This window comes from Undibacterium pigrum, assembly GCF_003201815.1.
Lineage (GTDB): Bacteria > Pseudomonadota > Gammaproteobacteria > Burkholderiales > Burkholderiaceae_D > Undibacterium > Undibacterium pigrum.
Genome location: NZ_QJKB01000010.1, coordinates 1 through 22,191, shown reverse-complemented (window position 1 = coordinate 22,191; position 22,191 = coordinate 1). Strand labels below are relative to the sequence as shown.

The 22,191-nt window shown below is 49.6% G+C and carries 19 protein-coding genes; 3 read left to right on the top strand and 16 right to left on the bottom strand.

Annotated elements, in window-relative coordinates:
• Positions 1–103: 103 nt before the first annotated feature.
• The 3 genes from DFR42_RS22610 to DFR42_RS22600 are packed head-to-tail and all read left to right on the top strand — an operon-like array spanning position 104 to position 1,843.
• A complete protein-coding gene (locus DFR42_RS22610; RefSeq protein WP_110257325.1) occupies positions 104–598 on the top strand; it encodes a MarR family winged helix-turn-helix transcriptional regulator in 495 nt (164 codons plus the stop codon).
• A 47-nt stretch (positions 599–645) separates the two neighbouring features.
• Positions 646–1,047, top strand: a complete 402-nt coding sequence (locus tag DFR42_RS22605; protein ID WP_110257324.1) for a DUF1398 family protein — start codon at positions 646–648, stop codon at positions 1,045–1,047.
• Between the two features lie 10 nt (positions 1,048–1,057).
• Entirely contained in the window at positions 1,058–1,843 is a 786-nt protein-coding gene (locus DFR42_RS22600; protein ID WP_146218945.1) for a hypothetical protein, read from the top strand.
• Positions 1,844–1,918: 75 nt separating this feature from the next.
• Here DFR42_RS22600 and DFR42_RS22595 read toward each other — a convergent pair whose 3' ends face one another.
• The 16 genes from DFR42_RS22595 to DFR42_RS22515 all read right to left on the bottom strand — a co-directional run bounded on the left by DFR42_RS22595 (position 1,919) and on the right by DFR42_RS22515 (position 21,507).
• Positions 1,919–2,611 (bottom strand): tetratricopeptide repeat protein, encoded by a 693-nt coding sequence (locus DFR42_RS22595; RefSeq protein WP_110257322.1) that lies wholly within the window; start codon positions 2,609–2,611, stop codon positions 1,919–1,921.
• Positions 2,612–2,643: 32 nt separating this feature from the next.
• Positions 2,644–3,327, bottom strand: coding sequence for a hypothetical protein (locus tag DFR42_RS22590; protein ID WP_170133642.1), 684 nt, complete (start codon positions 3,325–3,327; stop codon positions 2,644–2,646).
• A 5-nt stretch (positions 3,328–3,332) separates the two neighbouring features.
• The gene (locus tag DFR42_RS22585; RefSeq protein WP_170133641.1) at positions 3,333–3,971 is read right to left on the bottom strand and encodes a CatA-like O-acetyltransferase; all 639 of its coding nucleotides are present in this window, start codon (positions 3,969–3,971) and stop codon (positions 3,333–3,335) included.
• A gap of 72 nt (positions 3,972–4,043) precedes the next feature.
• Positions 4,044–4,979, bottom strand: a complete 936-nt coding sequence (tal, locus tag DFR42_RS22580; RefSeq protein WP_110257319.1) for a transaldolase — start codon at positions 4,977–4,979, stop codon at positions 4,044–4,046.
• A 33-nt stretch (positions 4,980–5,012) separates the two neighbouring features.
• Positions 5,013–6,071, bottom strand: coding sequence for a selenide, water dikinase SelD (gene selD / locus DFR42_RS22575; RefSeq protein WP_110257318.1), 1,059 nt, complete (start codon positions 6,069–6,071; stop codon positions 5,013–5,015).
• A 153-nt stretch (positions 6,072–6,224) separates the two neighbouring features.
• Positions 6,225–7,676 (bottom strand): DEAD/DEAH box helicase, encoded by a 1,452-nt coding sequence (locus DFR42_RS22570; protein ID WP_110257317.1) that lies wholly within the window; start codon positions 7,674–7,676, stop codon positions 6,225–6,227.
• 420 nt (positions 7,677–8,096) lie between these two features.
• Positions 8,097–9,287, bottom strand: coding sequence for a cellulose synthase complex periplasmic endoglucanase BcsZ (gene bcsZ / locus DFR42_RS22565; RefSeq protein ID WP_245937049.1), 1,191 nt, complete (start codon positions 9,285–9,287; stop codon positions 8,097–8,099).
• Positions 9,288–9,396: 109 nt separating this feature from the next.
• The gene (fabI, locus tag DFR42_RS22560; RefSeq protein WP_110257315.1) at positions 9,397–10,191 is read right to left on the bottom strand and encodes an enoyl-ACP reductase FabI; all 795 of its coding nucleotides are present in this window, start codon (positions 10,189–10,191) and stop codon (positions 9,397–9,399) included.
• A gap of 333 nt (positions 10,192–10,524) precedes the next feature.
• The gene (locus DFR42_RS22555) at positions 10,525–11,847 is read right to left on the bottom strand and encodes a metallopeptidase TldD-related protein (protein ID WP_110257314.1); all 1,323 of its coding nucleotides are present in this window, start codon (positions 11,845–11,847) and stop codon (positions 10,525–10,527) included.
• Positions 11,847–13,220: a TldD/PmbA family protein gene (locus DFR42_RS22550; protein WP_425450900.1), complete on the bottom strand. Its 1,374-nt coding sequence runs from the start codon at positions 13,218–13,220 to the stop codon at positions 11,847–11,849. The genes DFR42_RS22555 and DFR42_RS22550 overlap by 1 nt, the downstream gene beginning before the upstream one ends.
• Before the next feature lie 247 nt (positions 13,221–13,467).
• On the bottom strand, positions 13,468–15,168 hold the full coding sequence (locus tag DFR42_RS22540) for an ABC transporter ATP-binding protein (RefSeq protein ID WP_110257311.1): 1,701 nt from the start codon (positions 15,166–15,168) through the stop codon (positions 13,468–13,470).
• 9 nt (positions 15,169–15,177) lie between these two features.
• Positions 15,178–16,293: an ABC transporter permease gene (locus DFR42_RS22535; protein ID WP_110257310.1), complete on the bottom strand. Its 1,116-nt coding sequence runs from the start codon at positions 16,291–16,293 to the stop codon at positions 15,178–15,180.
• A 9-nt stretch (positions 16,294–16,302) separates the two neighbouring features.
• A complete protein-coding gene (locus DFR42_RS22530; RefSeq protein ID WP_110257309.1) occupies positions 16,303–17,241 on the bottom strand; it encodes an ABC transporter permease in 939 nt (312 codons plus the stop codon).
• Positions 17,242–17,292: 51 nt separating this feature from the next.
• The gene (locus DFR42_RS22525) at positions 17,293–19,125 is read right to left on the bottom strand and encodes an ABC transporter substrate-binding protein (RefSeq protein WP_110257308.1); all 1,833 of its coding nucleotides are present in this window, start codon (positions 19,123–19,125) and stop codon (positions 17,293–17,295) included.
• 92 nt (positions 19,126–19,217) lie between these two features.
• Positions 19,218–21,014: an ABC transporter substrate-binding protein gene (locus DFR42_RS22520; protein WP_110257469.1), complete on the bottom strand. Its 1,797-nt coding sequence runs from the start codon at positions 21,012–21,014 to the stop codon at positions 19,218–19,220.
• A gap of 115 nt (positions 21,015–21,129) precedes the next feature.
• On the bottom strand, positions 21,130–21,507 hold the full coding sequence (locus DFR42_RS22515; RefSeq protein WP_110257307.1) for a hypothetical protein: 378 nt from the start codon (positions 21,505–21,507) through the stop codon (positions 21,130–21,132).
• Positions 21,508–22,191 lie beyond the last annotated feature (684 nt).

Below are 22,191 nucleotides of genomic sequence, written 5' to 3'. Positions count from 1 at the left end.
TGTGTAATGACGTTTGATCAAGCGCAATAAAATCGCAAAAAAACTTGATTTTAGTTTCCTTGGAAACTAAAATACCTGAAATGAACATTCTCAGGGTTTAGCGATGAGCAAAAAAAAGACTGACGCATCACATGTTTCACCTGCTCAGGAGGGTGTCAGCTCCTTGGAATCGCATGCCGGATTTTGGCTGCGTTTTGTCTCCAACCACGTATCCGCCAGATTTGAAGCGAGTGTGGCAGCCGAAGGGGTTTCGCTTTCTGAATGGGTTGCATTGCGCAGCTTGTTTGACACCGGCACATCTGATCCTGCTGCATTGATGCGTGAATTGGGGATGACCAAGGGGGCTGTGTCCAAGATCATTACCCGCCTGGAGCAAAGAGGGCTGCTGTCTCGCCAAATATCTGCTGCCGACAAAAGGGCGACACAAATTCACTTGACGGTGGCAGGAAAAAATTTGGTGCCTAAGCTGGCTGCATTGGCAGATGAAAACGACGCCCTGTACTTCGGGCATTTGTCTGGCAATCAGCGATCAGAATTGATTGCGCTGATGAAACAGATTGTCGATATACACGGTTTGAAAGTTGTACCTGTCAAATAAATAGTTAAATTAATCAAAACCTGAAATTTAAAACAAAGAGGCGTGAAATGGAGTATTCAGTATTACAGGCGATCGAAGCAGTTGCCCATGATTCATACGCGGGCAAGCTGACTTTTGGGCATGTGGTTGGCAGCTTGATGGCGGCGGGCGTGGAGTCATATTTTGCTGACTACCGTACTGGCAATACCAGCTACTATATGGCGGATGGTAGTGTGCATGTGGTAGCCTTGGGCAAGAAAGATCACACTATTCCCACAGCGTTTGATGCACTTGCCCTGGTTGAGGCAATTCGTGGTGCGCAACGTGATGAGGTGCGCTACCCAGAATTTATACGGCTATCGATGGCTGCAGGTTGTGTCGGCTATATTGTCTGGATAGCGGGGCGGCATGTCAGCTACTTTGGTCATGGGGGCGAAGTGCATGTAGAGCATTTTCCCAAAGCAAATTAAGCCTGAATCAATGGATGTTGCACTCAGTCGCCCAATAAAATTTATTTCATCAATAGGAAAAACATTCTTGAACATAAAACCGGTACTTATTACTTGCTTCTTATTTACTTCCATGAATGTTCAAGTCCCCGCGCATGCTGCTGAAGAGAATGCGGCATTAGTGGAAATTTCCAGTACCAGGGATCCTGAACTGAAGTCATACAGGCAGATGTATAAAGGGCTGGAAGCATTTGATCAGAAACGCCAACTGGCACCTGATGCCATATTGAAATTCAAATTGCTACCTGTCAGTGCAGATATCAGTCTGCATGACCTGAGTATGCGCATTGCCAGCGACGACGACTCAGTTCACGTGGAAGTTGAGCCGGATGGTAGTTTTATATTGCCAAAAAATCCCAGGGCTTTGCAAGAAAATGCAGACTTGCTGTTAAATCGTAAGAAGGGCCTATTCCGCTGGCGACCCGACATTCGCAGTGCAGGTGTGCCAACTGATCAACGACGTCTTGGTGATTTGCGTCTTGAATGTGAAATCTGGTGGGCAGTGGAAAATGATAGTATGCCGTACGAAACGCGTAATCTGTTTCGCCTACTTGGCGGTGCCTGTCAGTCGTCTATTATTGATATCTCATACTGGTCACCTAAAAAACTGAGTGCAGCTTATCTGGTGAGTAAAGACCGCAGAGAAAAAATTCAAATCAGCCAGGATGGTCTGCAATTCATACCACCTCTGTACAAAAAAGACTGGGCAGATGCAAGCTTGATCGAATTTGAATTTGCAGCTTCAAGTGAAAAGTAAGAATTATGCGCCTTCAGTAGCAATCGCATGACTGGCACATGAACTTAGGTTGAGATTTAAGTGCTTCCTGGTCTGCTATTCGGCAGCCTTCTCAGGTTTCCAGTCCTGCGCCAGGGCCTGAGCTTCTGCAACTTCTTCCTTGCTCATTTTGGCGGCGATGTATTTCCTGAAGACTTCACTGTCTTCGTAATCGCCGGCCAGGCTCAGCCATTTATAGGCTTCGACAAGATTGACTGCTACGCCGCGACCTTTCTGATACAGCAGGCCTAATTGATACTGGGCGCTGGCATTGTTTTGATTGGCTGCTTGCTGGAACAGTGCCCTGGCCTTGTTGTAGTCACGTCCCACGCCTGTGCCTGTGACATACAAGATGCCCAGGCTGTACTGGGCATCGGCATAGCCCTGGTCGGCTGCTTTTTTGAACCATGAGGCAGCGATGCCATGGTTCGAGAGCATGCCTTTGCCTTTCGCATACATGCGCCCTATATTGACTTGCGCCCTGACATTGCCCTTGCTGGCGGATTGTTCGAACCAGTTGAGTGCCTGCTTATAGTCTTGTGGCACGCCCTCACCATTTAAAAACATCAAGCCCAGATTGAATTGCGCATCAGCATTACCTTTGGCGGCGGCAGCCTTGAAAGAGTCAAGTGCAGAAGCAAAATCACCTTGCTCGTAGTAACTGACGCCATCGCTGAAGTCATCGGCATAGGCAGTGCCCACTGCCAGCATGCAACTGAGTAAAAAGATGGCGGGATGAAGTCTGCGCATGATCTGTCCTTGAAAGGAGGTTGGCTTTACTTTTAATTCGCTGGCTTGGGAACCCAGTCATTATTGTTTTGTTTTATTTGCATCTTGCCTTTTTTGAAGGGTATCTGTATGTCGATATTGCCTTGCATTTGCCCCCTGAAACATAAGCCTCCCTTAGCAGGTTCAGTATAGCGCGTACTGAATTCAGCGTCGGCATAAAGAGTGACATGCATGGAGGTATTCATTTTAACTATGCAGGCTGTATCGGGATCGGCCCATATCTTGATACTGATCTGTTTGCCTGCCCCGTCATCGCTAAGCAAAAAGACGCCCAGTTTTTTTCCGTCGAGGACTTCGTTCTCCAGGCGCTGGATCTTGATGCCTTCTTCAAAGAGGCTGGATTTCAGTTCATCCAGCCCGGTAAGCATTTTGTTGATGGCATCTGCAGATTTTTTTTGTTCGGGCAGGGCTTGCCAGTTACTGTCAGTGTTGATACTGGCATATCTGGCTTCCTGCTTTTCCCAGCCACTCAAGGTGGATTTGATATAACTTGTTTTGTTGCCCTGGTCTTTACGTTCTGCATCAAGCTGGGTTTTTATCTCTTTGGGAACCCATAGATTGCTTGCCTTGTATTGCGCCAGGACTTTGTTCCAGAGTGGGTCTGTTTCCGTAGCGGCGCTTGCATTTGACAGGGTCAAAAAACTTAACAGTAACAGGATTTTTTTCATCAATGTCATCATGTTTATTTGAATTTGCCAGATAAGCCTGCTTCCAGGGTTTCAACAAATTGGTGTACGTGATAGGCATCGACCAGCCCATGATGAACAAAAATGGCGACAGGCAGCATCAGGTGCTGATCTTGTTTGAAGAATTTGCCGACGGAAATCTTGGGCACGCTATCCTTGCGGTCATATTGCCGCGCATGGGTCAGCCCTGTGAAGCTGATCCATGGTATGGCAGAGAAGTGGATCACATCTTCACGTGCGCATTCATCATTAAAGCAAAGGCCGCTGCTGTTCTTGATTTTATCCATGGCGATGTTTGCCCCGGTTACGAAGGCGGCAAAATCTTTTTCATAATAAATGGGACAAAAACCAAAAGTATGGTCAGCACGTTGCACGGTCGCATTTGCATGTATCACTTCATAATCAAATACTTTGCCGTCTTCTATGCGGTAACGCATGGCGTCGGTGCGCATGATGGCATTTAATATTTGATGCAGATAAAACAGGAAAAAGGAATGCTGTTCTTCCTTGCAATGCTGGTAAGCCCAGGTGCAGTCCACATTCAAGCTCAGGCTATGGAAGGGCTCCTCTTTGCGGGAAAAGAAGGCGTAATGTTCGCGCCTGTTCCAGTTTGCTATGTCTAACTGCTTTTTCATATCCGGGTCATTCAAAATAAAAAGGGGCAGAAAATTCTGCCCCCTCATCATAACCTGTCAGGTGGTGTTGATTCAACGCATTGCGGCAATCATCTTTTCCAGCTTGACGGTATCAGCACAGAAAGCACGTATGCCTTCTGACAGTTTCTCTGTTGCCATCGCATCTTCATTGAGATCAAGACGGAAAGTTTTTTCATCCATGCTGATTTTTTCCAGATCTGACGAAGCCGCCAGTTCTTTGCTCAGTTTTTGTGTGACATTGCTATTGCTGTCGCTGAGTTTTTGCAAAAGGTCAGGGCTGATAGTCAGCAAGTCGCAGCCAGCCAGCTCCAGGATTTGTGAGGTATTGCGGAAGCTGGCACCCATGACTTCTGTATCGTAGCCAAACTTGCGGTAGTAAGTGTAGATTTTCTTGACAGACAATACGCCAGGGTCATCTGCACCAAAGATTTCCTGGCCAGTCTTGTTTTTGTACCAGTCGTAGATACGGCCAACGAAAGGTGAGATTAGTTGTGCGCCTGCTTCAGCACAGGCTATCGCTTGTGCCAGGCAGAACAACAGGGTCATGTTGCAGCGTATGCCTTCTTTTTCCAATACTTCTGCAGCGCGTATGCCTTCCCAGGTAGAGGCTATCTTGATCAGGATACGCTCACGCGGTATGCCTGCGGCTTCATACATGGCAATCAGTTGGCGACCCTTGGCAACGGTACCAGCGGTGTCAAAAGAGAGGCGGGCATCGGTTTCAGTAGAAACACGGCCAGGGATAACTTTTAAAATTTCCAGGCCAAAAGCAATCAACAAGTGGTCGATGGTTTCATCAATGGACTTGCCTGCTGTGTCCTTGACTGCTTTTTCCAGCAAAGGCAGGTATTCAGGCTTTTGCACGGCTTTCAGTATCAGGGATGGATTGGTCGTCGCATCGCGCGGGGCGTAAGCCTGGATAGCCTGGAAATCGCCAGTGTCAGCGACCACGGTAGTGTATTGCTTCAGTTGTTCTAATTGGTTCATGGTATTTGCAAAAGTGGGGGCAAAATCAAAAAATCAGGGCAGGACAGTAATTAAAGGCTCACCAGTAACAATATCACCAATCACAGCAGCTTCCAAGAAGCCACCCTGATGGAAAATTCTTAAAACATCGTCTACTGCTGCAGGATCGCAAGCGACCAGCAAGCCGCCCGATGTTTGTGGATCAGTCAACAGGGCTTGCTGGGCAGGGCTGATTTGTGCATCAAGTATGACAGACTGGCCATAGGCCTCCCAGTTGCGGGCAGAGGCCCCGGTGATATAGCCATCGCCTGCCAGTTGTTCTACGTTCGCCAGTAAAGGCAGGGCCGACATATTCACACTGGCTGCCAGTTTCGATCCGCGGCAGACTTCCAGCAAATGACCAAGCAAGCCAAAGCCGGTGATATCGGTCATGGCATGTACGCTATCAAGGGCAGAAAGTGCCTGACCGGGTTTGTTCAGTTTGGTGGTGCTGTCTATCATGGTGGCATAGCCAGCTTTATCCAGCACTTGCTTTTTGAGTGCGGCGGACAAGATACCTACGCCCAGCGGTTTGCTGAGTATCAGCTTGTCACCCAACTTTGCATCAGCATTGCGTTTGACTTTGGATGGATGAATCAAGCCCATGACGACCAGACCGTAGATAGGTTCGACTGAGTCTATGGTGTGACCACCGGCTATGGGTATGCCTGCCTCGGCACAAATACTCTCGCCACCCTGAAGTATCTTGCCTATGACGTCCAGCGGTAATTGCTTGACGGGCATGCCAACCAGGGCCAGTGCCATGATGGGGGTGCCACCCATGGCATAAATATCTGAAATGGCGTTGGTGGCAGCGATACGACCAAAATCATAAGGGTCGTCGACGATGGGCATGAAAAAGTCAGTGGTGGCGATCAGCGCTTGCTCGTCATTAAGTTTGTAGACGGCGGCATCGTCTGCCGTTTCTATGCCCACCATTAGGGCGGGTGGAATTGGGAAACCTGAGGATTTTTTTAATATTTCAGCAAGTACGCCGGGCGCAATCTTGCAACCGCAGCCGCCACCATGCGAGAAGGAGGTCAGTCGGACGGGGGCGTCAGTTTCTTTGCTCATGAGGCTTATACTTTTGTGTTGGTCAGAAGCTGAGGATTATACGCTTGACCAGTTAGTATAAAAAAAGCGACCACCGAAGTGATCGCTTTTTCATGATATTGCTTATGCGGCAATGTCTATGTTGCTTGCTCTACTGAGTAAAGCTTTGGCAAATTAGTAATCGCCAAATGTACGACGTGCACCGCTATCGTTAGAGCGGTTGCCTTTGTAGCCGCCGCCTTCTTTACGTGGGCCAGCGCTGGTGCCTGTGGATGCGCCAGCTGGTTTGCTGAAGCTGCGTTGACCTGGCTTGTTGTTGCCGTAGCCACCGCCGCCGCCTGTTTTACGGGCATCGCCTGGTTTCCAGCCGTTAGGTTTGCGCGCTGCAGAGCGTGCTGGTGCTGCAGACTTCTTAGGTTCAAAACCTTCGATGACATCAACAGGGATCAATTGCTTGGTGAAGCGTTCGATACGTTTGACGTGCATGCCTTCAGCATGGTTCACCAGGGAAATCGCCAGACCTTTACGACCAGCGCGGCCAGTACGGCCAATGCGGTGGACATAATCTTCAGGGAACTTAGGCAAATCGTAGTTGAATACGTGCGTAATTGCAGGAACGTCGATACCACGGGCAGCAACGTCAGTTGCTACCAGTACACGTACCTGGCCACGGCGCAATGCGTCCAGTGTGCGGTTACGTGCGCCTTGATGCATGTCGCCATGCAGGGCAGCAGCAGCGAAGCCAGCGATGTTCAGACGGTCAGCGATGGTGTCTGCATCACGTTTTGTAGCTGTAAATACAACGGCCTGGTCAACAGTAGTGTCGCGCAGCAGATGATCAAGCATGCGGTTTTTGTGGGACAGATCGTCCACAAAGTGTACGCGTTGCTGGATGTTTTCATGCTTGCTGGCAGAACCGGCGATCTGGATGACCAGAGGCTCAGTCGTGATGCGTTTTGCCATGTTACCGACTACGCCGTCCAGTGTTGCAGAGAACAGCATGGTTTGACGTGTAGGAGGTGTAGCAGCAACGATTTTTTCGATATCGTCGATGAAACCCATGTCCAGCATGCGGTCAGCTTCGTCCAGAACCAGCATTTGCAGTTCAGAGAAATCGATCTTGCCAGATTCCATATGATCGATCAGACGGCCAGGTGTTGCCACCAGGATTTCTGGATTGCGGGACAGCAATTGCATCTGCTTAGGATAAGGCATGCCACCCAGGATGGATACAGCCTTGATACGGCGGGAGTAAGCGCTGTATTTGTCAGTTGCCGTAGTGACTTGCAAAGCCAGTTCGCGGGTTGGAGTCAACACCAGCATTTTTGGTTTTGCGGCAACGAAACGTGGTTTGTCGCCACGTGAGCGGGCAGCCTGACGCTCTTGATTAGGGGTTTTGCCATTGCCAGCGTCATAGCTGACAACTTCAGCGGAAACCAGTTTATGCAGGGCAGGCAGCATGAAAGCGGCAGTTTTGCCGGAGCCGGTCTGGGATGAGACCATCAGGTCACGACCTTCAATCGCGGCAGGGATTGCCTGTTCTTGTACCGAAGTTGGCTTGGTGTAGCCAGAGTCAGTCAGAGCGCGGATGATGTTGACGTGTAGACCTAGTGCTTCAAAACTCATGAATTTCTTTCGTGATTGGGACGTTTGCAAAATGCGGCAGCAATGCCAAGCTCACCGGAGATAAGGCCGGTTTGCAGCATGTTTTGCCGGAACGTTTGCTTCTGTCCCAGTATAAATTAGCGCGTTGCTAACGAACGCGCGCAACAATGCAGCGCCAACCAAACGAAATGAACACAGAAAATCCAACAAGGGACGACAATGAAATTTCGGCACAAAAGCTTTGCGCCGGGATGATGTCTATGGATTACTACCAGACATGCGAGGCGGGAGGGCTTTTACATGCACCATCCTGAGGATGTGCACAGGCTTGCGATGCTACTTGGTTTTGGCTGTAATTTTTATATTGCAGCGCAAAAAACGAAACTATACAGGATTTTTCAGGAAAAAGCAGCCAGTTTCCAAAGAATATCTTGCTTTGGCTTAAAATAGTTTCCAGCAGAAATGTTGCCAGTAAAAGTCGGCATTCCCACGTGCGTCAAAGCGAAAACGTTTTTCTTGCCAGCCAAGGGCGAACAATGACAGGACCTGATCGTAATAAGCATCTGGCTTTATGGCCTGCGCTTGCAGGCGCAATTGCTGTTGCACCAGGGTTTTTTGTGCGCCATTGACTTGCAGGAGGGGCAGCAGGGCGGCACTGAATCCGCTGGACCCTGGCCCATTAATCTCGCCGCTAAGGATGTCGATAAACTCTGGCGGATAACCCTTGCTGTCGACCAGTTGCAGCATGGGGCGCAGCAATTTCAGCAGGTTGGCTCTTTCTGCATCCTGGCTGGCCATCATGCCTGCCCAAAGATAAACCCGTATGGCGTTATAGCCACCCTGGCCTTTTTCCACCCCCTGGCTATCGGGCAAAAAGCCTTTTTGCGCATCGTAAATGATCCAGTCGGCAGCATAGCCCTTGGGCGCACTACCTGCGATGAGGCGCATAGCCGGAGCTATCATGCGCTTCCAGCGTTCATCGCTTTCTTTTTGTTCAAACCAGCGCAGCAAGGGCAGGGGCAGGTAGCTGGCGTTGAGCTTCCATTGGTTATTGGGCAGATTAAAACCGGTCGGTGCGGGTAATAAACTCAGGCCAAGTCCAGGCAGTTCTGCGGTTTCCTCATTCAATATTCTTTGCGCCAGCAAGCTCGACAGGGCAGCATAACGCTTTTCTTTCCAGACTTCTCCGGCGACGCCAAGGCTATAGGCTATCCACAGATCAGCATCAGAAGCCGGGTTCTTGTCGATGACGCCCCAGCTATTGTCTTCACGTTGCCCCCATTGCCAGGCAGGCAGGCGCGCCGTCAGGTCGCCGGCTGCCAGGTTATTTTCAGTCCAGGTCAGAATGCGCTGAAATGCGGCTTTGTCATTGGCACTCAGGGCAAAGAACAGGGCATAGGCCTGGCCTTCCGAGGTCGTGGGTTTGCGCGCACCGCTATGGTCTATTACCCGGCCATCTTCAGCGATGAAGGTTTTCTTGAAATGCTCCCAGCCTGGCCAGGTGTCATTGCAGGAAGCTGCCATGGCAGGAGCAGCCTGCATCAGCCACAAGCTGAGCATGATCAGTAACAGTCGTTTTGTAAGCCGGGACAGGTCGTTCAAGATGTTGAACATGCGGGGAGGTGTATTCATTTCACAGCAGCATTGCAAGACGGAAAGGGCTATCTTATCCCGTCATGCAATGCTTGAGCTGGTTTGAGCTGATTATCGAGTTGATTATCGAGTTGATTATTCGAGCTGATTATTTATCGTAAGAATCAGCGTTCAGGCCCATGACATGCGAAAAGCCGCCGTCGACATAAGTGATCTCGCCAGTAATACCGTTTGCCAGTGGTGACAGCAGGAAGGCGGCAGTATTGCCTACGTCTTCGATCGTCACATTACGGCGCAGAGGTGCGTGCTCGGCAACAAAGCCCAGCAGTTTGCCAAAGTCCTTGATGCCGCTGGCAGCCAGGGTTTTGATAGGGCCAGCAGAGATACCGTTGACGCGTATTCCCTTTTTACCCAGGTGCTCTGCCAGGTAGCGTACCGATGCTTCCAGCGAAGCTTTTGCCATACCCATGGTGTTGTAATGCGGGATGGCACGGATAGCACCCAGGTAAGACAGGGTCAGCAGGGCAGAGTCTTCACGCAACAGTGGCAGCGCAGCTTTTGCCATTGCCGGGAAACTGTAAGCAGAAATGTCATGCGCAATGCGGAAAGCTTCGCGGGAAAAACCATCGAGAAATTCACCGGCGATTGCTTCGCGTGGTGCAAAGCCGATAGCATGTACCAGGCCATCGAGTTTGTCCCAGGATTTGCCCAGGTCAGCAAATACCGCTTCAATTTGTTCGTCGCTGGCGACGTCGCAATCAAAGATCAGTTTGCTATCGAATTCAGCCGCAAAATCAGTAATCCTGTCTTTGAAACGTTCGCCTACATAGGTAAATGCCAGTTCAGCGCCTTCGCGTTTGCATGCCTGAGCGATGCCGTAAGCGATGGAACGGTTGGACAGCAAACCGGTGATCAGAATTTTTTTGCCTTGCAGAAATGCCATGTTGACTCCAGATATGACCGCAATATGCTAAAGACGCTCAGTAAAAAGTTTGTCTATAGCCTTGTTTATTGCGCTGTGGGTTTTTATAACTTGTTGTTTCTACACCAGGTATCGTTCCTGATGTGGAATGCTTGAATTGCAGCCTTTTCCGCAACAGGTCCGAATTGTAGTTGCTCTCACCGAAACGGGCAAATGCTAAGTTCGCTAATGCTTATCTGCGCTAAAGATGATGTGTACTTATCATCATAGTGACTATTTGAAAAAATGCAGTATTTTGCCTGAATGCATTGCAACATCGCTTTTCTTGGCACCAAAATGCTGCATATTGTCAGGTTAAAGAACGAAGCGCATTTTCTTTAATAGCGCTCCGGGCAACACTGCACCACCCGTATGCCGTTCACCATAAGAGCGGTCATCCATGATCACTTCGGTTTCCTGGCTCAGTGCCAGCAAGTTTTCACCCAATATCCTGAACAGGGAGTCATCAAAACGCATGACATTCAGCGGGGCAATAATTTCACCATTTTCCACCCAGAAACTGGCAAAGCGGGTCATGCCGGTGATGCGACAGGTAGCACGGTCAGAAAAATTCAAATACCAGAGATTAGAAATATAAATACCGGTGCCCAGTTCCTTGAGTATGTCTGCATTTGCCAGTGTACCTGCACGCATGACCAGGGATTTTGCTGACTCATCGTCCGGCGCACCATTGGCGATCAAGCCAAATTCTTTGGCGCTGCGCGGTGAAATCATGCTGCCGCTGAGTTTGCCAGCCTGTATCAGGGGGATAACATCGGGTTTGATGAAACCTTGCGCCTGAAAGCCCGGTTCCAGGCCCGCACGGCTGTCTTCGCAGATATCCACCATGGCATGCATGCTGGCTTCACCTGACTGCAAGCGACGCAGGCAGCTATGACGGGTGCGCAAAGACTTCTCAGACAGACCGCCCCAGTTGAGCATCATGATCAATTCATTCAATGCCGTTGGGCTGAGATAAGCACGGTAATTGCCTGCCGCAACGGTGACAGGCGGGCGCGCAAGCAAAGCCAGCTTTTCGCGGGCATCGGCAAATTTCTTGAGGAATACAGCCTCATCCCAATGGAAGCCAGCATAGTTGGATTTGACAGCCTTGTCTGTTGAATGAAACAAGCTCCAGTCAAAATTGACATTGCTGCTTTCATACCAGTTGCGCTGACCATGGGAGTTGGCAAAACCGCGATATTGCGTACCTGTAGTGAGCAAGCCCACCATGTCCACATCTTTTGCGGCAGCCAATATCTGTTCCAGCATGCTGGCTACCGGCGGCAGAGAAGAAGGCAGGATTTGTACGCTACTGTTAAGCTCAGTGGCTATCATCAGGTGCGGGTCTGCTGGTAAGTCTGATAATTGCGCACGCAAATCGTCGATTGCAGCATTGATGGTAGGTAAGTCCATGTCCATTTCGCCACTGAGATTGAAACTCATGGCCGCATGGGTTTGCCCCTGTATCAATTGCAGGTTCAGTATCAGCTGCAAGACATGGCCAGGCTGGCGTATTGCACTGTGATTAAAGCGCACGAAATCGCTGGATTCTGCCGACAGCCAGGTGGTGCTGGTTTCATTTGCTGCCAGCTGCGTTTCTATATGTGCTGCCAGGGATAAAAAATAATCTTGCATCAGGCTTCGCCTCCAAATACTTCCACCTGATCGAACAGGCAGGCTGGTGAAGCGTGGCCCACGCGTATGACTTGCGATGGTTCACCTTTGCCGCAGAAGGGTGTACCCATGACTTCCAGGGTGGATGCATTACCCACCATTTTCAGCGAACGCCAGAAGCTTTCTGAGATGCCGCGATAATTCGGGTTCTTGACCAGTTCCTGCAATTTGCCATTGCGTATCATTTGCCCATATTCACAACCAAACTGGAATTTATTGCGGGAATCATCAATAGACCAGGACACATTGGTATTCATCAGTACGCCATATTCAACGCTGGCTATCATTTCATCCAGGCTGCTGCTGCCCGCTTCTATATTCAGGTTGGCCATGCGGTCTATTGCAGGACGATTCCAGTCGCAGGCGCGTGAATTGGCAACACCTGCCGTGCCAGCGCGGGCTTGCGAGAGCGCGCTGCCCAAAGGTTTTTCCAGTATGCCGTTTTTAATGATCCAGGTTTTTTCTGCAGTGCTGCCATCATCATCCCAGCCAAAGCTGGCAAATTGTTCGGCACGGCTGGGGTCATAGGTGACGTTCAGCAATTCAGAACCATACTGAAAATGGCCGAACATGTCGGGCGTGACAAAACTGGTGCCAGCAAAATTGCGTTCATCGCCCAAGATGCGGTCCAGCTCCAGTGGATGACCTATGGATTCATGAATTTGCAGCATCATCTGTTCTGGCATGAGCAGCAAATCCATGCGGCCACTGGGGCAGTTCGCTGCATGCAATAAGGCAAGCGCCTCCTCCGCAACGCGTTTGCCTGCGCCATGAAAGCCGGATTGCTGCAAAACTTCCATGCCACCCTGGCGGCAGAAACCATTGTATTGTCCACCCAGGCTGCGGGTCTGGGTTTCCAGTCCTTCATTGGCGGTCACACTGAGATTGGGAATGAGGTAATTAAATTGTTGGTGTATGTCTGCACCGGCGCTACTGATAAACAGTTGCTCAGTCTGTGTCACGCCTATTGAAGCGCTCCAGTCCACGATCTTATTACTGAGATGTGATGCGGCAGATTCCTGCATCAGCAAGGCGATCAGGTCCTTTCTTGGCGATATTGACGCACGGGGACTCTGGTATTTGCCAACTGCGCTCGCTTGTGGGATTTTGCTGAAATCGGTAACCGTTTTTCCGGCACTGAGTCTGGCCCAGTGCAAGGCATGCTGCATCGCGGCATTCAATCCATTGCGGGATAAATCGCTGGTTGCGGCATAGCCATAACCACCGTCGTGAATGACAGTCAGCATTGCGCCATGGCTGCGGGCATTGCGCAGTGGTTGCAATACATTTTGCCTGACCAATAGTTCTTCACTGCGCTCATCCACGATGCGCATGGAACAAAAATCCACAGCGGGCATTAATTCCCGGAATAAACTTCTCAATGCTTCCAATCCTGGCTCCAGTGAATTTGCTGCATAAGGGACATGTGGCGAAGCTGTGCCTGTTTTGTCATGGTTTCGTCATGTCGCAGGCGAATGCCATCTTGCCAGTGTTTGCAGGATTGGTCAAAAATATAAGTGTAAGGGGATTTTTCAAGCAGGGAGAGCGCGAACCGGCAGACAGCCGGTTCGCGGGTACAACTTAGTGTTGCAAGCCTTTGGGTATGGCGTTCAGCAAAGTCCTGGTGTATGCCTGGGTAGGGTTCAGATACAGATCATCTGAATTCGCCAGTTCGACAACCTTGCCTTTGTTCATCACCATGACCTGATCGGCAATGTATTTGACCACTGCCAGATCATGTGAAATGAAGATATAGGAGAGTCCGAATTCTTCCTGCAAGTCTTGCAGCAGATTCAATACCTGCGCTTGCACAGATACGTCCAGCGCGGATACTGATTCATCACAGACCAGCACTTCTGGTTTCATCGTCAGGCAGCGCGCAATGGCGATACGCTGACGCTGTCCACCAGAAAACTCATGCGGGTAGCGGTGGAATGCGGCGGTAGGCAGACCTACTTTTTCCAGCAATTGATAAGCCATGGCAGAGCGCTCACTGTCGTTGGCACCGATATTATGGATGTGCATGGGCTCCATCAAAATCTGCCCAACAGTGAAGCGCGGGTTTAACGATGCATAGGGGTTCTGGAAAATGATTTGTATACGGCGCTTGTAGTGATGGAATTCCTTGTTTGACATGGACAAGATATCTTTTCCTTCAAACAGAGCTTGGCCAGAGGTGGCCTGATGCAGGCGCATCAATGTCAGGCCTACTGTGGTTTTGCCTGAGCCGGATTCTCCGACAACACCCAGGGTTTTGCCACGCGCCAGTTTGAACGAAACACCTTCAACAGCCTTGAATTCTTTCTTGCCAAAGAAGCCTTCGCGAGAGTAGAAACTCTTGCCCAGGTCTTTGACTTCGAGCACGATTTCTTCGCCGCCATTGAGGCCACGCGGGCGCTGTTTTTGATCAACCAGCGCACCGTTATTGTTCATGAAGTCGGCAATCACCGGCAGGCGCCATGGGCGAGTATCCAGCGTTGGACGGCAGTGAAGCAGTGCCTGGGTATAGGTATCTTTCGGGCTTTCAAAGATTTGTTCTACCGTCCCCGCCTCGCGGATTTCGCCATTACGCATGACGATGACATGATCAGCAATTTCACCGACCAAAGCCAGATCATGGGTGATGAACAAGACGGACATTTTGTGCTTGATACGCAGCGCATCTATCAAGTCGATGATCTGTTTTTGTATGGTGACGTCGAGAGCAGTAGTCGGTTCATCGGCAATCAGCAATTTGGGTTCGCAGGCAATCGCCATCGCAATCATGACCCTTTGTTGCTGCCCGCCAGACATCTGGCTGGGGTAGGCGTCGATCTTGTTTTTTGGATCGGGGATGCCGACTTCTTCCAGCAATTCGATCGCTCGTTTTCTGGCTTGTTTGGCATCCATGCCCATGTGCAGACGCAAGACTTCTCCTATCTGAAAACCAACGGTAAACACCGGGTTCAGAGATGTCATCGGCTCCTGGAAAATCATGGAGATTTCCTTGCCGCACAGATCACGCCTTTCAGCAATGCTGAGTTCCAGCAGGCTGCGGCCTTCAAAAATGATTTTGCTGTCAGCGGCGATACTGGATGTATCTGGTGGCAGCAAGCCCATGACGGCGAGTGAGCTGACTGATTTGCCACTGCCTGATTCGCCAACCAGGGCAACGGTGGAATTACGTGGTATTTCGAAGGAGATACCCTTGACGGTTTCCACGCTGTCTTTTTTATTGACGCGGAAAGACACGCGCAGATTTTCTACTTTCAGCAAAGCTTGATTTGGGTTTTCTTGACTCATGATCTGTCCTTATTTCAACTTGGGGTCAAGCGCATCGCGCAAGGCATCGGTGAACAAAGAGAAAGCCGTTACCAGCACGGCCATCGCTGCGGTTGCGGCAACCAGTTGCCACCATTTACCCAAAATCAATTCATTCTGCGCTTCATTGAGCATACTGCCCCAGGACACCACGCCGACCGGTACACCAAAGCCCAGGAAACTCAGGATAACTTCGGATTTGATAAAGCCAACAACAAGGATAGATACCTGCACCAGTGCCACATGGCTGACATTCGGGAAGATATGCACGAACATCTTGCGCCAGTGCGAAGCGCCGATAGCATCTGCCGCCCACACATATTCACGCGCCTTGTGCTTCATGTATTCAGCGCGGATCAGGCGGAAAGGGCCAGTCCAGCCCGTGAAAGCCAGGATCAGGATGATGGTGGTCACGCCTTTTTGCTGCAATACAGCTGCGACTGACAATATCAACAGCAGATAAGGGATGGAAGTGAAAATGCTGTAAAACCAGTTAAAGAAATCATCGACTTTGCCGCCAAAGTAACCAGCCAGTGCACCGAAGATGGTGCCCAGCAGAGTGGCTAGGAAGGCGGCAACCAGACCTACCACGATGGAAGTCTCAGCACCTTTGATGGTTTTTTTGATGATGTCATGTCCCCATTTGTCAGCACCAAAGGGCAGGGTGGTCAGGCGTTCACCCACGACAGCCTTGCCAGACTTGGCCAGCTCAGCACGGATTTCTGCCATTTCCTTTGCCAGCGGATCAGGGATGCCGTAGTCATTGACGATGACGGCCTGATCAGCATCTGGTTGCTTGCGCAATTCACGGATGATGTCGGCCAGAGGATCGAGAGGATTTTCTGGTGGCGGTGCTTCGACCTCAACCTTGGCGACGGCGCTTGTATCTGCGCCAACAAAGCCGGGTGGTGCATAACTGACGCCACTTTCCTGTTCCCAGTCAGAGGCGATGACACCGGTTGCAGACAGCAGCAGCGCAATTAAAAAGGCAGCCACGATGCCCATGGCTATCATGGCGACCTTGTCAGCGCGCAAACGGCGCCAGGCCAGTGCCCATAGTCCGGGTGAAACTGCGTGTACAGTTGGATTTGTGATAGTCGTGCTCATGAATGATCCTTATTTCAACTGTACGCGTGGATCAACCGCCTGGTACAGCAGATCGGTCAACAAATTAAAAAACATGGTGGCTGCTGCGACATACACGGTGATCGCTTTGATCACGGGGAAGTCACTGCGTTCCACAGCCAGTATCACTTCACGGCCTATGCCGGGGATGGAAAAGAAACGCTCAATCAGGAAGGCGCCAATCAGCAAGGCCGGCAAGTTGGACATGACGTGGGTGATGATAGGTATCGATGCATTGCGCAAGACGTGCACCCATTTCACGCGGCTTTCGCTAACGCCTTTGGCACGGGCGGTACGCACATAATCCTGGTTCACTTCATCCAGCACAAAGGTGCGGAACAAGCGCAGGTTTGGTGCCACGCCTACAGCCAGCGCAATCAGGATAGGCAGGGCAGAGAACTTGAACAGATTCTCGGAAAAATGATTACCCCAGCCCTGTACCGGGAACATGCCCAGTTTATAAGCAAAGAAATACTGGCCAACGATGATGTAGACCAGAATACTGACGGACATGCCGACAGTACAGGCTATCATCACGCCACGGTCTGTCAGCGAACCGCGTTTGAAGGCAATAGCCAGCGCCAGCGCAATCGCGATGATGGTTTCGATAATCGTCAGCGGTATCAGCACTGTCAGCGAAGGGCCAAGACGTGTGCCTATGATGGATGACACGGCTTCACCGGTACTCCAGCTATTGCCAAAGTTGAAGGTAACGATTTGCTTGATGAAGATCCATAGCTGTACATAGTAGGGCTGATCTATGCCCAGTTGGGTACGGATATTGGCAATCTGTTCGGCATTCGACATCTTGCCTGCCAGTATGTAGGCGGGGTCACCACCCACCCAGTTAAACAGGAAAAACACCAGCAGGATGACACCCAGCATCGTGGGTGCCATCTGCCATAAGCGGCGCAGTATATAAGCGGTCATGTTTATCTCTCGGTTTTCAAATTTCAGTCAGTCTGCAGCTCATTTTTTTGTCTATTTGCTCTTGTCGATGTCAATCTGCATCCATTCTATATGCATGATGGGGTGTTTCTTATGGCCTATTACGCGTGGCTGTGACAGCATCATACGATGGCGGGCATAACCCAGGCGTTGCGCTGCATAAAGTTCCATGATGCGTGTCATCTTGTGATACAACAGGTCGCGCTCTGGCCCCGGAGCCAGTTTTTGTGATTGTTCATACAGCTTGTCATATTCAGGGATGGTGACGCAGCCATTATTATTCATGTGTATGTTTTTGCCGTAAAACAGCTGCATGAAATTGTCGCCATCGGGATAGTCAGCTATCCATGGTGAAATGCGCTGCATTAACTGGCATTGCTTTTCAGCTTTGAGGATTTCAGCAAAAGGGCGGAATTCGGCACGCATCCTGATGCCTATGCCGTCATAGGATTTTTTCCAGACTTCAGCTTGTAAATGGCCGCGTGATTCTGTCTGGGCAGTGTGCACAATTTCCAGTGGGCTGCCGTCTGGCATGGTGCGATAACCATCCTTGCCTTTTTTGTAGCCGAATTTGTCGAGCAAGGCATTGGCAGCGGCGGGATTGTACTGGATGCTGCTTTTATAGTTGGGGTCATGACCCACTACACCAGGGGGAATAGGGTATTGCAACGGTATTGCGTGACCATTGTCGACGATGCGTATTTCTTCTTCTACATTGTGTGCCATAGCCATGGCGCGGCGCAGGGCGATTTTTTCTTTGCTCAGGCCACCAAATGCCGGGTCTTGCATATTCCAGTAATAGATAGTCAGCTCAGGGTCGACTATGCGCGACATTTGTATGCCACGTTTGACAAATTCAGGTTTTAAATCTGGGCCATTCAATACCTGGGGGGCCAGGCCGCCATATAACTGGAACAGATCAATTTCATCTTTCTGGAATGCCAGCAGGCGTGACTGGTCTTCCAAAATCACATTGACGACAACGCGCCCGATTTGCGGCATGCGCTTACCTTTCATGGCAGCGATAATTTTCTGGTCATTCGGATCAGAACTGGCCTGGAAATCCCATATCGTTTTATGGAAATCAGGATTGGCATCCAGTATCATTTTCGAACCGCGTACCCATTCAGTCAGTTGATAAGGGCCTGTACCTACCGGGTTTGCCATGGCAGCACCCTGAACATCCTGGTATTTTTCTATGACCTCGCGCGCAACGGCAGACATGGCGGTGTAAGCCAATATCATGGGCAGGTTAAAGTCCGGACGTGTCAGGTGTATGCGCAAAGTGTATTTGTCGACGACTTCCAGACCTGGTACTTTGGCAGAATAATCAAATTTACCGGATTTCTTTGCCTGTGCCGCCAGTTGATCCAGGCCCGCAATCTTGTCCTCAAGCAGCCAGACGTGGGTGGAAGCGATTTTCGGGTCCATGATGCGTTTGAACGAATACACATAATCGTCCACGGTCAGTTCACGTTTTTTTCCATTGAAGGCTGCATCAGGTGTGAAGTAGATGCCTTTCTTCAGCTTGATGGTATAGGTTTTTCCATCTGCAGAAATCTCGGGCATGCCGTCGGCGGTTTCGGGAATGATTTTCGCCGGGCTGGCCAGGTAGTCATAAGTGAACAGGCGCTCAAAAATCGCTTCGTTGATGGCGTTGGAATACAGGTCACGTGTCGCAGCAGGGTCGAAGCCAGTCTCGGCAACTGGGAAGATTGTGCGTAACACTTTTTCCGGATCAGCAAATTCAGGTTTGGCGGCCTGAGCCTGCAAGGGCAGGGTAGATGACATCATACCGGCTAGTGCCAGGCATATCGCCATTCCTGTTCTGGTCAGCTTGTGCTGAAACGGATGAGTGGACTTCATTAACAAGTTCTCCTGCTATTTTTGTGCGATGATAATAAAAGATGCTGATAAAAATGAGATTGGGGACACAGGACTGTTCCGATAAGTTCAGCCTAATGCTTTTCTACATCAATAAATGCCCAGTCAGAATGCAAGATGGGATGCTTCTTGAATCCAGTAATCCAGGGGCGATACAACCAGCTACGGATGCGGGAAGTGTGTACGATCCACGGTGTATCAGCTTCCACCTGACGGTTCATTTGTGCATATACCTTGTTACGTTCTTCACCCAGCGGCAGCGATACTGCCTTGCGAAACAGCGCATCATAGGCAGGTGATTCATAGCAGGCATGGTTGCCAGCACCGGCTTTTGGGCCATAGAGTAATTGCAGGAAGTTTTCACCATCAGGGAAGTCAGCATTCCAGGCACCGCCCCACATATTTAACTTGCAGGCCGAGGCAGCTTTCAGGTTGTCAGCGAAATTACTGACCGGAAAGTCTATGCGCAGGCCAATTTTGTCCAGGCCCCGTTTGTAAATTTCTGCCTGTACTTTATATAGCGCTGCTGGCTCTATGGTTTTTTTGAGGGTAAGAGGGCTGCCGTCTGGATTGTTCCTGTATCCATCCGGCCCGCGCTTATAGCCAAAATGATCAAGCAGTTTGTTGGCCAGTTTGATGTCATAGACCAGGCTGCTGCGATAAGCTGGATCATAGCCAACAATATCTTTGGGGATCAGCATCTCTGAGCGTATGGCTTGTCCCAGTCGCATCTGGGCGATTTCATCTTCATAGCTATAGGCCATGCTGATAGCGCGGCGCAAGGCAATTTTTTCCTTGGTATAGCCACCGACTACTGGGTCGCGCATATTAAAAATCGTGAAGGTGATGCCCGCATCAGTCACTCTGTCCATCTTGATGCCCTGATTTATCAGCTCAGGTTTTAAGGCAACTCCATCCAGAGCCGCCGTGGCTGCGCTTTGTGGCAACTTGTCTATATCCAGTTGCGAATCCTGGAAAGCCAGCCAGCGTGATTGCTCTTCTTCTATGATGCTGATGTCGACTTTGCCAACCTGGGGCATTTTCTTCCCCTTCATTTGCTTGACGATTTCTTCATCGCGGGTGCTGCCAGTTGATTTGAAGTCCCAGGTGTAGCCACGATATTCCGGGTTGGCCGTGAGCACGATCTTGCTGCGCGGCAGATATTTCTCAATCATGTAAGGGCCGGTGCCAACAGGATGCAGGCCAGTCTGGTCGCCATAAGCCTCGATGACTTCGCGAGCTACTGCACCAAACCCACCATAGGCAACTACATAGAGAAAATTGTAGTCAGTAGCCTTTAACTCTATTCTTAATGTGTACTTGTCGACGGCTCTCAGCCCTGCAACCGGGGTGTCGTAGTCAAACTTTCCCGTCTTTTTTGCTTTGGCAGCGACGTCATCAAGGCCAACAATTTTGCCTTCTATAAAACTGGCATTAGGCGAGCGATTGACCGGGTCGAGCAGGCGTTTGAAGGTGTAAATATAGTCATGCGCGGTCAATTCATGTTTCTTGCCTTTGAAGGCTGGGTCAGGTGCAAAGTAAATACCTGGCCTGATCTTGAAGGTGAATACTTTTCCCTGCTCTGTCACTTCGGGCATGGCTTCTGCTGCCAGAGGCATGAGACGAGCAGGGCGCGAAAGGTAATCATAGCTAAGCAAGGGTTCGAAAATAGCTTCGCTTACCCAGCCAGAATAAAAATTCTGGGTTTTTGCCATGTCAAAGCCATCATCTGCTGCCTCAAAAGCCTGGCGAACTACTTTGCCAGGATCTGCTGGATTGGCAGCCTGCACAGCTTGTAAGGCAAATGCCGAAAGTAGCGCAGTGAATATGCGGGCAATCCGGACAACTCGGCTAATTTGAAGCGTACGCATGTACATACCTTTTTAATCTTGTGATGCAAACCTGCTTGTTAAGCATGGATCAGGCCTGATAAGTAAAACTGTAGATCTGACCAGAAAAAAACGGGAATAAAACAATTTAGTTAGATTAATTTACATATTGCAGATGCAAATTAATTTTCCTTCTTGCTTTTAGAGCATTTATTGTTCGTTCATGCGCTAAAAAAGCCGTAACCATAACGCAAGAGTCTTGCGGATGGGGAAAGGAAAGAAATTTTAATTTCATGTGCATATGTTGCGGTGTGACATTTTCTTTCAATTTGATATTTTTGAGTGCATTTTGGCAAGAATTGCGCATTATTTCAGGGATGGTGATGCTGCTTTGCACTATCGTGGTGCAGTATTCGCACGCAACTTTAGATAGTTTGAGGCTCAAAAACAGCATCAAAAAAAATTTAATTTTGGTGAGAGGGGTGCCCAGCAAATTTATCTGTGTAAGGAAGTGTAAAAAAAGCTGCGCTGGCATAATTTATGCTGCATAGCACAAGAAATTAGGTTTCCTATGCGTGTGTTTTTTTGGCAAAATGCGCCATGTTGTTTTTTTGATGGATGAGCTGGCACGGCACTTGACAGCTTCTGTGCTGAAGTGGTTTTATGCGCCTTCGGAAAATTTTCTGACGCTTAAATTTACATTTTGCTGATGTGAAGCAGGTTTTTTTTACATGAGCAATTCAGGTCGTAAGCTAATCTAAAAGTGTTGCACTGATGCCGCTGTATCGCTGCAAGAGACAATTAAATTTTCCGGGGCCGTCTTGCCAGCTTTCGTCTTTAGGGACTTTGCTACTTGGCTGATGGAACAGATCAATAATTTTTATTATTTGGTCAATTGCTGACGTAGTCGGTAAAGCTTGATATTTGAGCTGCAGGCAAAATTAAATAAGTCAGTTTCATAAAAAAACTCGATTTATATTTTGATGAGTCTGCCGCTTATGAATTTATAAGTGGTTTTGTATCGGTATGGCTTTTTATCGATGTTCAGCCCTTATAATCACTTTTTTGTTTGAGTTGTTTTGACTTGCGTCAGACAGTAGACCTTGTGGTAGTGGAGGAGCAGTAATGGATTTTTCAAATCGCCAGCAAGAGCCGGGGAAGAAGTTTATAGGCATAGGGCTGGTAATCGCATTTCACGTACTGGTGGTATATGCCCTGG

Coding starts and splice junctions, on each gene's coding strand:
- selD (WP_110257318.1), bottom strand. CDS start 6,071: ATGAGCAAAGAAACTGACGCCCCCGTCCGACTGACCTCCTTCTCGCAT.
- DFR42_RS22535 (WP_110257310.1), bottom strand. CDS start 16,293: ATGAGCACGACTATCACAAATCCAACTGTACACGCAGTTTCACCCGGA.
- DFR42_RS22515 (WP_110257307.1), bottom strand. CDS start 21,507: ATGCCAGCGCAGCTTTTTTTACACTTCCTTACACAGATAAATTTGCTG.
- DFR42_RS22610 (WP_110257325.1), top strand. CDS start 104: ATGAGCAAAAAAAAGACTGACGCATCACATGTTTCACCTGCTCAGGAG.
- DFR42_RS22595 (WP_110257322.1), bottom strand. CDS start 2,611: ATGCGCAGACTTCATCCCGCCATCTTTTTACTCAGTTGCATGCTGGCA.
- DFR42_RS22525 (WP_110257308.1), bottom strand. CDS start 19,125: ATGAAGTCCACTCATCCGTTTCAGCACAAGCTGACCAGAACAGGAATG.
- DFR42_RS22555 (WP_110257314.1), bottom strand. CDS start 11,847: ATGCAAGATTATTTTTTATCCCTGGCAGCACATATAGAAACGCAGCTG.
- DFR42_RS22530 (WP_110257309.1), bottom strand. CDS start 17,241: ATGACCGCTTATATACTGCGCCGCTTATGGCAGATGGCACCCACGATG.
- DFR42_RS22600 (WP_146218945.1), top strand. CDS start 1,058: ATGGATGTTGCACTCAGTCGCCCAATAAAATTTATTTCATCAATAGGA.
- fabI (WP_110257315.1), bottom strand. CDS start 10,191: ATGGCATTTCTGCAAGGCAAAAAAATTCTGATCACCGGTTTGCTGTCC.
- DFR42_RS22590 (WP_170133642.1), bottom strand. CDS start 3,327: ATGACATTGATGAAAAAAATCCTGTTACTGTTAAGTTTTTTGACCCTG.
- DFR42_RS22585 (WP_170133641.1), bottom strand. CDS start 3,971: ATGAAAAAGCAGTTAGACATAGCAAACTGGAACAGGCGCGAACATTAC.
- bcsZ (WP_245937049.1), bottom strand. CDS start 9,287: ATGAATACACCTCCCCGCATGTTCAACATCTTGAACGACCTGTCCCGG.
- tal (WP_110257319.1), bottom strand. CDS start 4,979: ATGAACCAATTAGAACAACTGAAGCAATACACTACCGTGGTCGCTGAC.
- DFR42_RS22570 (WP_110257317.1), bottom strand. CDS start 7,676: ATGAGTTTTGAAGCACTAGGTCTACACGTCAACATCATCCGCGCTCTG.
- DFR42_RS22520 (WP_110257469.1), bottom strand. CDS start 21,014: ATGCGTACGCTTCAAATTAGCCGAGTTGTCCGGATTGCCCGCATATTC.
- DFR42_RS22540 (WP_110257311.1), bottom strand. CDS start 15,168: ATGAGTCAAGAAAACCCAAATCAAGCTTTGCTGAAAGTAGAAAATCTG.
- DFR42_RS22605 (WP_110257324.1), top strand. CDS start 646: ATGGAGTATTCAGTATTACAGGCGATCGAAGCAGTTGCCCATGATTCA.
- DFR42_RS22550 (WP_425450900.1), bottom strand. CDS start 13,220: ATGCGCATCGTGGATGAGCGCAGTGAAGAACTATTGGTCAGGCAAAAT.